The sequence below is a fragment of the Sphingobacterium suaedae genome (genome assembly GCF_042684625.1).
Lineage (GTDB): Bacteria > Bacteroidota > Bacteroidia > Sphingobacteriales > Sphingobacteriaceae > Sphingobacterium > Sphingobacterium suaedae.
Genome location: NZ_JBHULR010000003.1, coordinates 892,786 through 906,290 on the forward strand (window position 1 = coordinate 892,786; position 13,505 = coordinate 906,290).

Below are 13,505 nucleotides of genomic sequence, written 5' to 3' on the forward strand. Positions count from 1 at the left end.
TGAATTATAATGGCGTTACTTTTGTTAACAGTGTTAACAAAATGTTTAAACAAATATGGGGATTAACGAGCGGAAGACGAGACAACAAGAAGAATTGCGTAACCGGATCATCGAACAATCATGGACAATCATCCAACAAGAGGGTTGGCAGGCGCTTTCTATTCGTCGAATTGCCGATGCTATTGAATATAGCGTTCCCGTTATTTACAAACATTTCGCCAACAAAGAGGCCATCCAAGAGCATTTCATCAAGGAAGGGTTTCGAAAGTTAACCGAACAGCTGCGACAAGCGGAGCGAAACGAGACGAACAATGAGCGCCGTATTCAACAGATTGCGTATGCGTATTGGAAGTTCGCTGCACAACATACCGAACACTATCGAATCATGTTTGGGTTGGGAATGCCGGCTTGCGAGACGGTGAATAGCGTTGCAGAGATGAAAGAAATGTCCGAGACGATGCGTTTGGCGATCGCCAATACAGCCACTGAGCATAGCAACGAGCATATCGATCTTTTTCTCAAGATGAAAACGTTTTGGTCGATGTTACATGGATTTATTTCAATTGAATTGCTATCGAACAATAAAATTCAGAACGAGCCAAGTCCTGTATTTACCGATGCCATCGATAGTTTTATGTTCACTTTAATTTTTAAGAAAAAACAACTATGAGTTTATTACAAAGTTTACAGTGGCGCTACGCTACAAAGAAAATGAACGGTCAACCCGTTGCACAAGAAACAGTAGATTACATCATTGAAGCAGCTCGTTTTGCGCCTACCTCATCTGGACTGCATCCTTTCAAAGTAATCGAAATTGCCAATCCTGAGTTGAAAGCTAAAATTCAGCCCATAGCATTTGGCCAATCGCAAATCGTTGATTCATCTCATCTCTTGGTTTTTGCTGCGTACGACGAGTATACCAAAGAGCGAGTCGACGCTGTCTTTTCACAACAGGAAGAAGAGAGAGGACTTCCGTTAGGAACGTCAGACGCTTACAAAAACCAGTTGTTTGACAGTTTGCAACAGCAAACAAAACAGCAACATTTTGAGCATGCAGCGCGTCAAGCATACATTGGTTTCGGCTTAGCAATTGCTGCGGCGGCAGAACAGAAAGTAGACGCGACGCCCATGGAAGGATTTAACAATGCTCAACTAGACGAGCTTTTAAACTTGCCGGCTTTGGGTCTTAAATCGGTTACCATCTTAGCTTTAGGTTATAGGGATATCGAAAACGATTGGTTAGTCAACTTGAAGAAAGTTCGTATTTCCAAGGAGAATTTCGTCTTAAATTTCAACTAAAACACATACTAAACACTATATTGAAACAAAGCAAAAGGGGCTTCCACCAGTTGGGCAGCCCCTTTCCTGTTGCGTTTATTTTGTCTCTTTGATCGGAATATCTTTTAATATGGCTTGCAAAAATGTCCAAAATTTCTGTACTGAGGAAATAGAAACTCTTTCTTGCGGAGAGTGTGCACCCAAAATGGTTGGACCAAAAGAAATCATCTCCATCTCCGGATAGTTACGGCCTAGTATCCCGCACTCCAGTCCTGCGTGACACGCGACAATCTCTGGATCTGTCTTGAATAGTCCTTTATAGGTCGTTTTTAGTACGTGAAGAATTGATGAATCCGGGCGAGGAGTCCACCCTGGGTAATCTCCCGAAAAAGTGACGTGTGCTCCCATCAGTTCAAAGCAACATTGCAAAGTGGCCGCTAAATCTCTCTTAGAAGATTCTACGGACGAGCGTGTCAGACATTTAACAACCATGTGTCCGCCTCCGACCTCCACCCGTGCGATATTATTTGAAGTTTCAACTAGTCCGTCAAAAGATGTGCTCATTCTGTAAACCCCGTTAGGCGCTGCGTAAACCGCCCGTATTAAACGATCTTGTAACGCTAAGGGGAGTACGAAAGAGTCGTTAGGCGACCACTCCGTTAGTTCAATTCGTAAATTATCATCTACACCAGCATATTCTGAGCGGATTATTGCGGCCGCTTTGTCAACAGCCTCTTGGATTGCCTCACGGTTGGACATATCCACAAAGAACTGCGCCGTACTTTCCCTCGGTATCGCATTACGAAGTCCCCCTCCGTCAATACGCGAAAGACGTATTCCTAATGGAGATATGTCGAAAAGTATACGATTCAAGATTTTATTTGCATTACCAAGTCTCTTATGTATCTCCATACCCGAATGGCCGCCGTGCAATCCTTTCACCGTCAATATATAGGCATTCGTACGGCCAACAACAGCTTCAGGCACGTAGTCAAGTGAAGCCGTAACATCCACCCCACCAGCACAACCAATGTCGATCTCGGCATCTTCTTCTGTATCTAGATTAAGTAAGATTTCACCTGTTAACCAATCACCTTTCAGCCCTTTAGCACCGGTCATCCCAGTCTCTTCATCGATCGTAAACAAGGCCTCCAGAGCCGGATGAACGATATCTACTGACGCGAGCAAGGCCATAATCGCCGCTACACCGATGCCGTTATCAGCCCCTAGTGTCGTACCGTCGGCTCGTACCCAATCCCCATCCACGACCATTTGGATTCCCTGTATGTCGAAATCAAAAGCCGTATCGCTATTCTTTTGATGTACCATATCCAAGTGCGCTTGCAGAACAACGGTTTTCCTATCTTCGAAACCTGTTGTAGCTGGTTTCCGTATCAACACATTTCCGACTGTATCTTTAACAGTTTCCAATCCCAGGTTATTTCCAAAATCTAACATAAATTGGATCACACGGTCCTCTTTCTTGGATGCCCTGGGCACAGCATTTAACGCCTCAAAGTGCGACCAAAGTCCTCTGGGTTCTAGATGTTGCAGTAGTGAATTCATTATTTTTATCTTAGTCCGTCCAAAATTAAGCAATCTCCGCCATAAAGCATCTGTTATAACTTCGATCAAACAATTTTCCGTCAACAGCGATTATATATAAAAATCACATCTATGTCAGTACAAGTCGAGCGTAAACCAATCATATTTAGTCCCGATTCAAAACGCGTTCTAGCGCGCTTCTTCCAACTGCCAGAAGAACGCTCAATGAAAATTATAAAGCGTGTTTTGGATTTACCTAGGCAGCGTCAAAACGACCTATTAAATCTGATTCTCCGAAATTTTTCGAAAAGACACCGAAGCGTTGTTTCTATTTTGGAAAAGAATTTCAAACGGTTAACGAGCATCATCAAGAAAATGTCGTTGGGAGATCGTGAGATCACATATAAAGAGCGGTTGATCATTGGTGCCTATTTTACCATGGAATATTCCATAGAAGCTGCAGCATTTTTTAACCCTTCGATTGTGGAAGATCTGGATCAATCTCAGCTTCGGGAGGGAGAAAAGCGTGTTATCCTTAGTTTCCGGGCTACCGGCGAAGGACATGTCTCTTCGATCGTGTTTAGATCTGGTATCATTGATAAGAACCTCGATATTCAGCTGGATGACGTTGGACGTCTATTGGAAAAGCCGAAACAGATCAAAAACCACCAATACGAAAAGGACGATTTTTTGGCTAAATTGCTCGCTTTGCACGCTCCTGAGGACGATATGTTCGACATCATCAACAAAAAACTGACGGAGACATTTACCTATGAAGAGCTACGCCGCCTTGTCCGAGAAATCAAGGACGAAAACACGCTTTCCGTCGATAGTGATACATTAGCTAATCAAATGATGTGGCTCGCTTCCTCACATTATGAAATGACGTATTCTTTAGACACCGCAATATCGGAACGGGTTATTTTTCCGTTAGCAGAAACCGAAATACGAGGTATTGAAGATGCCCGCTTTGTCCGGTTTCAAGACGAAAAAGGACGCATCACCTATTATGCTACTTATACGGCGTACGACGGTTTTTCAATTCTTCCTAAACTGCTTTCAACGAAAGATTTTATTCATTTTAAAGTACAACCCATTAACGGAAAAATTGCAAATAAGGGAGCAGCGCTATTTCCACGGAAGATCAATGGAAAATATGCTATGTTAAGTCGAGTAGACGGCGAGAACAATTACATTTCCTTTTCCGAAAACATCACCAATTGGCACGAAGATATCGTCCTGCTACGCGAGCCACAAGAGCCTTGGGAGTTTGTACAATTAGGAAACTGCGGTTCGCCTATAGAAACAAACAAAGGCTGGTTGATGATCACACATAGTGTTGGACCTATGCGCATGTATACCCTCAGTGCAACGTTGCTCGACCTTGATGATCCCACGAAAATCATAGGACGATCAAAACAGCCCATTCTTTCTCCAACTACAACCGAACGGGAAGGCTATGTTCCCAACGTCGTTTACTCGTGCGGGCAAATGGTGCACAACGGTCATTTAATTATTCCGTACGCCATGTCGGATTATGCGTCCACCTACGCCACCGTAAATTTAGAAGACTTGCTCCATGAACTACTAGCCAATGGATAATATGGATAATGCCCAAAGACGCGCTGCATATGCAGCGTGGATAACCAGAAAGTAATTGTGCTCTCTGCCCCTTGGTTTCGGTTGACACCGTAAGCCTCCAGCCCATCGCAACAGCCGCCGGTCTCCTCGTCATACATCTTTAACTGCAGATCATTCTCCCCAAGAAACCAATTGTAAGCACGTTTCATCCGCTCGTGATAGATGGGTTTCGGGTCATGGCAATGCAGCTCTGTATACAACAGCATCGTAGAATATACCTCTATCGGCTGTTGCCCGAAGGAGGCAACCGAAGCTTGCCATGTATACCATCCTTCATTACCAATTAGGGATAAGGTTTCTGTTCGGAACAATATAGCATCTAAAAATGCTGCGGATAGCCGCGCGACCTGCAGCACATCTTCCCGCTGCACGTATCTGTGCGCCCGAAGCAATGCTAAAGGGATAATCGCATTATCATACGATACCACTTTTTCAAACCAGTGCCAATGTTCAGTACTGTTTTGCTGGTATTCTAGATACATAAAGTCGACCAGTTCGTGTAGGATACCAATCAATTCCTGATTCTGAGGTTCATACTCCAGATAATGGACAATTCCTAACATATTATACGCCACAGCTCGTAAGGAGCGCATATCCAGAAAATGCGCTTTTGCCCGGTCGAACATTTCCTTTCCTATTTGGTGAAAACTACTGTTGGTCTGACAACGGACCAAATATCCCAAAGCCCAAACGCATCTTCCAAATGCATCTTCCGATCCGATTTCCTCTAAAAATCGATTGTCAAATCCCATAAAGTTTCGAAAATTTCCTTCGGGACGTTGTGCGTAATAAATGTAGGCGATATAAGTGGAGATCAGTTCGTTCAACCGGTCGTCCTGCCTATTATTCTCCTGTGCCATGAGCGCCAATAACAACGCGCGGGCGTTATCATCCAAACAATATCCATGATGATAATTAGGCGTAGCATATGTGGCATGTTGGATAATCCCGACCTGGTTAGTCAATCTCCTGATATGCTGAAAATCCAAATGAACCGCTGCTTGAGATACATCCTCTCCGTCTGCCTTTATAAAACCGTGCTCTTGCTGGGTCTGTAAGAACACATCAAGGTAGCGAAGCGCGGCGCTTCCCCAAGATAATTCCCCTTGCAGGTGTCGTACACGATTACGTATAGCGTCTAGGCGACTATCGTCAACAAGGAGATGATGTAATTCTGTTTCCAATGCCTGATGATCTTTAAAAGGGAACAATATTCCCCGACCATCCGCAAGCACCTCCGCTGCATGCCAGTACGGAGTGGATACGACACAGGCTCCTGCACCCAAAGCATAGGACAAGGTCCCACTCGTTACCTGAGCTTCGTTCAAATAAGGAGTTAGATAAATATCACATGCTGACAAATAAGTGGCTAATTGGTCCTGTCCCACGAAAGAATTATGAAAAACTACATGGTGACTTAGGTCTAGTTCGTGTACAAGTCCCTCCAAATAATGTCGATATTCTTCTCCGGCGTGTCTCAACACCTCGGGATGCGTCTTCCCGACCACAAGATAGATCAGATCCGGAAACTTCTTCACAAGTGTAGGTAAAGCTTTTATAACCACGTCTATTCCCTTGTTACGTCCCATAAGACCGAATGTAAGCATCACCCTCCTATTGGTCAATCCGAGCACCTCTTTTGCTTCAGCGCGACGAAGTGGAAAGGCCGGCACCCCATGTGGTATAACGATAATCTTAGACCGAGAGATATGGTACACACGCGTTAGAAGATCTGTGGCATAGGAGGTCATAACGACCAACTTATCTGCTTGTTGTGCGATTTCTAATAGAATAGCTTTTTCGTCCACAGAAGGGTTTTCTAAAATCGTATGAAGATTGACAACAACAGGCATCCGTAATCGTTTTAATATGGACAGCACATAACCTCCGCTATTGCCCCCGTAGATCCCGTATTCATGTTCAAGCACACAAATGTCGTATCCACCATTATTGATCACATTTGCGGCATCTATATAGTCGGTAAGTTGCTCCTTTTCAATTTCACGAACGACTTCATTTGGGTACACATATGCGTCAGCCCCATTTGTCACAGCAAAAATATGTTGCTCAACAGACATTTGCCTTTCATTTCGATTTATCGCCCGTACAAGTTCATTGGTAAAGGTGGCAATGCCACACGGTCTCGGCGTATAAGTACTGATATAAGCTATCTTCATGGTAAGTCTCCTGCAACATAGAATGAATTTTCAAGCACTTTTGTTTTACAAAATCGCCAAGCTAGATTTTTTTTATTATTTTTCTAGACATATGGAGCACACAAAATCATCAAAGGATAAAATGATCGCCGGAGAAGTTTATCAGGCCATGGGAAAAGAGTTGTTTGCCGAGCGACAATATGCGAAAGAACAACTTTATCAGTACAACAATTTGGAACCGACCAAAATAAAAGCCCGAAATCAGATTTTGAGAAAAATCTTTGGTGCATCTACCCCGCGTATCTATATCGAGCCTCCGTTTCGTTGCGACTACGGCTACAACATCTTCGTAGGCGATAATTTTTACGCAAATTACAACCTTACCGTGCTGGATTGCGCACCGGTCCGCGTGGGCGACAATGTTATGATTGGTCCGAATGTATCTATTTTCACAGCTGGTCACCCTATTCACCACGAACCCCGTATCGCCGGTTGGGAATTCGCAAAGTCCATTACCATTAGTGACAATGTGTGGATAGGTGGACATACCGTCATCAATCCCGGAGTTCATATCGGAAAGAACGTCGTAATCGGCGCGGGATCGGTTGTCACGCGTGATATTCCTGACAATGTAATTGCCGTTGGAAATCCGTGTCGCGTATTACGTGAAATCACCGAACAGGATAAAGAATTTTACTATAAAAACGAACGTTTCCCTTCTGTAGAAGAAACGGACTTTGAGGATTAGGCCGCCTAAAATAGCACGATATTCAAAACAATCTATTGTAGTTCTTCCCGTTCGCTGAGGATACGTTTGATTGCGCTAACGAGAATTGGAAATCCTGGATACGTCATATCATGACCATATCCTTCAAACTCTATCAACTGTACATTCGGGTGCCCGACAAGCAATAACATCCGTTTCAGGTAGGCATTTTCTTCGTAGCGGCCGAGCATCTCCAATTCGCGGTCGCCTGTTAACAAAACAATGGGCGGAGCGTCTTTACGTACCCAATATAGTGGCGCTAATTCGCCAATAGTGGGTTGCTTTTCAGGAATACCAGCCTCCTGTCGGGCAGTGAAGTGTGTAATAGCCTGTCCACTAAACGAGATGATACCGGCTATCTCTCCTACATCTACCTTTTCCCTTTCGAGAAAAGTTTTGTTGAGTCCCATCATCAATGTCAAGTAGCCACCAGCTGAATGACCGGATAGAAAAATTTTGCGCTTATCGCCATGATACTTATCCGCATGATGCATCACATACGAAACGGCTTTCGCGGCATCTTCAATAATATCATGAACACGCACTTTAGGTGCAAAACGATAGCCAACGCCGACGACAACCAATCCTTTATTTTTTAGGAACGTGGGGATTTCCCTTCTCCCTCCGGTTAAGCCTCCGCCATGATACCAAATTACTACCGGCTTCAAGGCTCCAGATGTAGGATAATGTATATCCATTTGGCATTGTTGAGCTTGATAATTATCGGTCGTATCGTCTATGTACGAAATGTTTTCCACAGTTTCATAGGCTACCTCCTGTGCTAGGCAAAAAGAACCTGCAATTAATTTAAAACAGAGTAAAAGAAGTGTTCGCATCATTTTTATGTTTGACGGAATATACAAAAAAGAATGAAAGACTGGAAGTTTATCATGCACTTGTCGCCCTTATAAGATTCGACCGTGTCCGCGTAGCTAAATTGCTTCAGCTTAACCTCTATAAGCACGTACGAAAAAAACGTCTGAGCCGGGAGCAACAGACGTTTACCAAACCAATTATTAACCTAAATTATGAAATTATGAATTCGTACTTATATACAAAAGAATAACGGCGCCAATAAAAGTTTATTACAGGTGCTAACGCGATTTACCGATCTTTAACAGTATTTAACATCCTATTTGCTTCGCACAAGATAAATGATAAGGATGCCCGAGAGGATGAAGCTCATAGTAAAGCCTAGCCATGATAAGATAGGCATGCCCCACAAGAGATAGCCTACCCGTCCATGCGCCAAAATACTCGCACCGACTCCAAACGTCATCGCTAGAATGGATAATAAAAATTTATTTCCTATGCGGTGAAAAATCAGTTGCATCCGATCAAAGTCCTGAATTTTATGGTTTAAAGTAAGTTTATCCGATTTTGTTTTCTCCAATAACATGATTAAGTCCTCCGGCACTTCGGTCAAGATTTCCTTGACAAACTTGCTCTTTTCCAACAACATCTTTTTGATGTGCGATGCTGATGTTTTTTCTTGAGCTATTTTTTTAGCGAACGGCGTTATACTTTCCGGAATGTTGAGATCAGCGTGAAGTTGTCTCCCGGTGCCTTCCAAAATAGATACCCCACGGAGCAATAAATAAACAAAGTCAGGAAGCAGGATACTATTGTATTGCAAAATTTTATTCAATTTTCGCAACATCACAGAGATATCAATGTCATCCAGTGCATTTTCTTCAATCATTTGAAAGATTTCATAGGCGTCACGTTCCAGTTGACGTTGGTCTTCAATGTCGTGAACCACAGCCAATTTTTTGAGGTTTCTAATAAGATCTTTCGCGTCATGCATCAAAAAGTTAATCACCATTCCTTCGATAACATCCCGATCCCGAGGGATCATAAAACCCATCGCACCGAAATCAATAAAAACAATCTGCCCTTGTGCGTTCACAAAAACGTTTCCAGGATGAGGATCCGCATGAAAAAAGCCGTGCAGTAAAACTTGCTCCAAATACAAATCCAAGCAATTTTGCAAAACAACATGCGATTGGAATCCATATACTTTTAGCCCTTGTAGATCGTTAATCTTAATCCCTGCCACAAACTCCATGCATAATAATTCATCGTTAGAAAACTCGCGGAAGGTTTTGGGGACGTACACTGCCGAGTTTCCTGTAAAATTGCGACGGAACCGTTCAATATTATTGAGCTCGTTTGTAAAAGATAGCTCATTCAACAGAGAATTTGCAAAAGATTGCACAATTTCGTAGAGGTTTATTTTCTGTATAATTTCATACTTGCTTCGAAGAAGCTTAACTAGATCCAATAGGAAATCGAGATCTGCGTGCACCATTTCAGTAATCCCTGAACGTCTCATCTTGATGATCACGGAAGAACCATCCCGAAGCGTAGCCCGATATACCTGTGCAATAGAGGCCGCCGCGATGGGCTTATCGTCGAGCTCTGCAAAATGAGCTGTTACATCGATACCCAACGATTGTTCTAACTTCTCCGACAGATTAACGGATTCGGCCGGAACCTCGTCCTGTAGCTTAACCAGTTCTCGTCGTAGATCGTCGGGAATAATATCAGCCCGGTTGCTAAGTAACTGTCCTAGTTTAATAAACGTCGGCCCTAATTCTTCAATAGCCAGCCGAACGCGTATATTGAAGTCTTCCTCGAAAATACGGCGTGTGCGGGTATTCCAAAGCAAAAAGCTATCTGGAATGATCCGATCTAAATTCGTTCGAGATATAATTTCTTCAAATCCGTGCTTGGACAAAATACCCAATATCTGTCCCACTCGTTTTAATTTCTGAACCCCATACATATGTTATCATTTATACGTGTCTATTCCGATCACATCCGTGACCTTCTCACTTAAACGCGTAATATCAGATTTTAGTCCGACCATAATGGTCAGAAAATGAACAGGATTTCCCTCTATTTTTTTTAAATTATAAAGGTAGCCGATCTCAGCACCTATAAAGAAGCCAGGAAACTTGTAGTCCGAACCTATTCCCATTTTTCCAGCAACAGTAAAAGAGCGTTTGTTTTCCATTTTAATTTTACCGTCGACTAAATCCCCCCGAGGTTCCGTAATCAGGCCCATAGCTGGTCCTAGATAAGCGTATGAATTCAGTCGTTTAACCTGTTTGCGTTTACCCGCAGCCAAACTCAACATATAAAAGCTAGCGCGACCGTTTTCGATCATATGATTGTAGTTGGGATCCGGTATCAGTTGGTCGTACCCGAATGTCAACATGTAGAGTGTTGGCGTTAAAAAATACTGTGGATCCTTTAATGCAATATCCAATCCCGCGCTTCCTGAAAATAATTTGGTCGTAAGAGCTTCATTCGTCTTGCCCAACGGAAATGACAAACCAGTCCCGCCCAAGTAATAGATTTTACGGTAATGTATCGTATCTGCTTCCGTCTGTGCAGATAGGGTTTCCATACACAAACACGCAAAAAAAAGCGCAAATAATTTTCCCATGAAATTGCTGATTTATTAGAAAAACAACAATTCAATCGAAAAAGTTTGGTCTATTTTCTTTTTACAGGAAATTTTTGCTTTGAGGACCTTGATTAAACAAGAGGTCTACGATACTTAAGTCAGGTAAGAAACCATGTTTCTCTGTAAAAACTTGATAATAAGGCTTCGGGTCGCGCCATAGACTAGGTTGCTTAGGATGAATTAAGCGTCGGTAATCAACGCCGTTTTGAACGCTTTCGTAGCATGGCGTACGGCTTATCTCACGGTTAATTTTTAAACATTTCATCAACAACGCTAATTGCTCTAAATTAAAGTCCAGCAAGAATGCATGCTTTTGATTGTAGAAATATGCGAAGTCGTCTTCATAATACTCAAAATAGGCTGAACTGCGGTACGCTGTCTGCAGGCTTAGCCAATGCAGTCGTTGCCAATCAAATTCATAATTAATTCGAATATCTTTCACAGGCACATGCTCCTTACGTCCGTGTTCGATAGGGACAATCAAATCCAATATCCCGTTTGCCGTTGCAATTTTGGCGCGTGTTCTGTAGCTCTGCTTCGGATAATGCTCAAATTGTTCGATCAATATAGGAACCTCACAGTGCGAGATCACGTGAAAATAACTAACAGGCGGCAAATAAAAAGCGGGTAAAAGCAACTGTGATTCCATCGATTTTAACTATTTTAGGCAAAAATAAACTTATTTAAGGATATTTGCAGGAAATCCAAGGAATTTGGCCGTATTCATGAGAAAAAAAAGCATAGCTGCACTGCTGTATGTGATATCCTTGCTACCTTTCTGGTTTTTATATGGTATATCAGACGTACTGTTTATCATACTGTTTTATGTCGTAAAATACCGCAAAAAAGTAGTATTGGAGAATCTTCGCAATTCGTTTCCGGAAAAATCGGAAAGCGAGCAATATACCTTGGCCAAACACTTCTACCAGTTCTTTCCCGATTTAATTGTTGAATCCATAAAAATGAGGACCATTCATGCCGCCGATGTTATCAAACGTATCGAGCTGGTAAACCCGGAAGAAGTCCTTCGACATTTTGAGCAAGGCAAAGGCGTTATTGGTGTGACCGCACATTACGGAAACTGGGAACTGGGTATTCACCGGTTGTCCTTAATGACAGACTATCCTCGTCTGGTTATTTACAAACCGCTGAATGACAAGGATTTTAATGAAGTGTATAACGCGCTCCGTTGCCGATTTGGCGCTACGATGGTGCCGATGAAACAAATTTTAAGACATATCGTCCGTTTAAAAAGAACGCCGCACATCAGCATGTTTGTTGCCGATCAAACACCTACTTATCAGGATTCAGATTACTTTATGGAATTTATGAATCAGGAAACACTCGTGTATACGGGCACCGAACGAATAGCACGTCTTACAAAAAATCCTGTTGTTTATTGCCATATCGGACGCAAGGTGAAACGTGGTCATTACTATTGCCAATTTACAACACTCGTCGAAGATCCGGATCAATATGGTGAACACGAAATTACCCGGCTTCATAATAATTTTACCGAACGTATGATCCGGAAACAACCGGAATATTGGTTATGGTCACACAAACGCTGGAAAAGAAAACGCAGAATATGATACAACGTCCGAAAGTCGCTGTAGTAATACTCAATTGGAACGGGAAATTCTTTCTGGAAAAATTCCTTCCATCGGTGTATAACAGCACATATCCAAATATCGAATTTATTGTTGGAGATAATGCGTCCACAGATGATTCCGTTTATTTTGTACAAAACACGTATCCTTCAATTCGTATTATTCGTAATCCGCACAACTTAGGGTTCGCAGGCGGTTACAACGAAATACTCAAACAGGTAGAGGCTGATTATTTTATTTTGCTCAACTCAGATGTAGAAGTGACCCCTTCATGGATCGAACCGGTGATCGACTATCTGGAGACAGAATCCGATATGGTTGCAGCCCAACCCAAGATCATGGCATACCATGAGAAAGGATTGTTTGAACACGCAGGTGCTGCTGGCGGCTTCATAGATATATATGGCTACCCGTTTTGTAGAGGACGGCTATTTCAATATGTCGAACGCGATGAGCGACAATACGACACACCGTGCGAAATTTTTTGGGCTACCGGAGCAGCACTATTTATTCGTGCAGATGTTTGGCGAGCAGCCGAGGGCTTCGACGAAGACTTCTTTGCGCATATGGAAGAAATAGACTTATGTTGGCGACTCAAACGTATGGGATATCGTATTGGGTATGTCCCAACGTCGACTGTTTATCATGTAGGTGGTGGCACATTAAATGCCAGTAATCCGAAGAAGACCTATTTAAACTTCCGAAATAACCTCGTCATGTTGCAAAAAAATCTTCCATTGGTAACTGCCGTTTGGGTTCTATTTGCGCGGTTATGGCTAGACTTTTTTGCACTTCTAAAATTTTTGGCTGACGGGAAGCCGAAAGACGCGTGGGCGATTAGCCGCTCGCATCAATATTTCTTCTTGTATATTTTCAAAACGGCAAAAAAACGAAGGCGGTATAAGACCAAAAGTAACTTGACTGGGTTATATAAAAAGTGTGTAGTTTGGGCGTTCTATATGAATAAAATCCGGAAATTTTCGCAATTGAAAGGCGAAAATTTCCATTAACAAGGAATCCTTCGAAGAACGTAA

The 13,505-nt window shown here is 42.6% G+C and carries 12 protein-coding genes; 6 read left to right on the forward strand and 6 right to left on the reverse strand.

Annotation, left to right across the window (positions count from 1 at the left end):
* The first annotated feature begins 55 nt into the window (after window positions 1–55).
* Both ACFSR5_RS07320 and ACFSR5_RS07325 read left to right on the forward strand, forming a co-directional pair.
* Window positions 56–670: a TetR/AcrR family transcriptional regulator gene (locus tag ACFSR5_RS07320; RefSeq protein WP_380902216.1), complete on the forward strand. Its 615-nt coding sequence runs from the start codon at window positions 56–58 to the stop codon at window positions 668–670.
* Window positions 667–1,299: a nitroreductase family protein gene (locus tag ACFSR5_RS07325; protein ID WP_380902218.1), complete on the forward strand. Its 633-nt coding sequence runs from the start codon at window positions 667–669 to the stop codon at window positions 1,297–1,299. Before ACFSR5_RS07320 ends, ACFSR5_RS07325 begins: the two co-directional genes overlap by 4 nt.
* A 75-nt stretch (window positions 1,300–1,374) precedes the next feature.
* Here ACFSR5_RS07325 and ACFSR5_RS07330 read toward each other — a convergent pair whose 3' ends face one another.
* Entirely contained in the window at window positions 1,375–2,844 is a 1,470-nt protein-coding gene (locus ACFSR5_RS07330; protein WP_380902220.1) for an aminoacyl-histidine dipeptidase, read from the reverse strand.
* Window positions 2,845–2,955: 111 nt separating this feature from the next.
* Here ACFSR5_RS07330 and ACFSR5_RS07335 point away from each other — a divergent pair, with 111 nt between their 5' ends.
* The gene (locus ACFSR5_RS07335) at window positions 2,956–4,425 is read left to right on the forward strand and encodes a glycoside hydrolase family 130 protein (protein ID WP_380902222.1); all 1,470 of its coding nucleotides are present in this window, start codon (window positions 2,956–2,958) and stop codon (window positions 4,423–4,425) included.
* Here ACFSR5_RS07335 and ACFSR5_RS07340 read toward each other — a convergent pair.
* Window positions 4,371–6,641, reverse strand: coding sequence for a glycosyltransferase family 4 protein (locus tag ACFSR5_RS07340; RefSeq protein WP_380902224.1), 2,271 nt, complete (start codon window positions 6,639–6,641; stop codon window positions 4,371–4,373). The genes ACFSR5_RS07335 and ACFSR5_RS07340 overlap by 55 nt on opposite strands.
* Before the next feature lie 91 nt (window positions 6,642–6,732).
* Here ACFSR5_RS07340 and ACFSR5_RS07345 point away from each other — a divergent pair, with 91 nt between their 5' ends.
* A complete protein-coding gene (locus tag ACFSR5_RS07345) occupies window positions 6,733–7,368 on the forward strand; it encodes a sugar O-acetyltransferase (protein ID WP_380902226.1) in 636 nt (211 codons plus the stop codon).
* A gap of 32 nt (window positions 7,369–7,400) precedes the next feature.
* Here the strand turns inward: ACFSR5_RS07345 and ACFSR5_RS07350 are convergent, their stop codons facing one another.
* The 4 genes from ACFSR5_RS07350 to ACFSR5_RS07365 all read right to left on the reverse strand — a co-directional run bounded on the left by ACFSR5_RS07350 (window position 7,401) and on the right by ACFSR5_RS07365 (window position 11,510).
* Window positions 7,401–8,225, reverse strand: a complete 825-nt coding sequence (locus ACFSR5_RS07350; protein ID WP_380902228.1) for an alpha/beta hydrolase — start codon at window positions 8,223–8,225, stop codon at window positions 7,401–7,403.
* Window positions 8,226–8,518: 293 nt separating this feature from the next.
* On the reverse strand, window positions 8,519–10,174 hold the full coding sequence (locus ACFSR5_RS07355) for an ABC1 kinase family protein (protein ID WP_380902230.1): 1,656 nt from the start codon (window positions 10,172–10,174) through the stop codon (window positions 8,519–8,521).
* A gap of 6 nt (window positions 10,175–10,180) precedes the next feature.
* Entirely contained in the window at window positions 10,181–10,840 is a 660-nt protein-coding gene (locus ACFSR5_RS07360) for a hypothetical protein (RefSeq protein ID WP_380902232.1), read from the reverse strand.
* A 61-nt stretch (window positions 10,841–10,901) separates the two neighbouring features.
* Window positions 10,902–11,510, reverse strand: a complete 609-nt coding sequence (locus ACFSR5_RS07365; protein WP_380902234.1) for a WbqC family protein — start codon at window positions 11,508–11,510, stop codon at window positions 10,902–10,904.
* Between the two features lie 76 nt (window positions 11,511–11,586).
* Between ACFSR5_RS07365 and ACFSR5_RS07370 the strand changes: the two genes are divergently transcribed.
* Both ACFSR5_RS07370 and ACFSR5_RS07375 read left to right on the forward strand, forming a co-directional pair.
* A complete protein-coding gene (locus ACFSR5_RS07370) occupies window positions 11,587–12,453 on the forward strand; it encodes a lysophospholipid acyltransferase family protein (RefSeq protein WP_380902236.1) in 867 nt (288 codons plus the stop codon).
* Window positions 12,414–13,481, forward strand: a complete 1,068-nt coding sequence (locus tag ACFSR5_RS07375) for a glycosyltransferase family 2 protein (RefSeq protein ID WP_380902238.1) — start codon at window positions 12,414–12,416, stop codon at window positions 13,479–13,481. Before ACFSR5_RS07370 ends, ACFSR5_RS07375 begins: the two co-directional genes overlap by 40 nt.
* Window positions 13,482–13,505 lie beyond the last annotated feature (24 nt).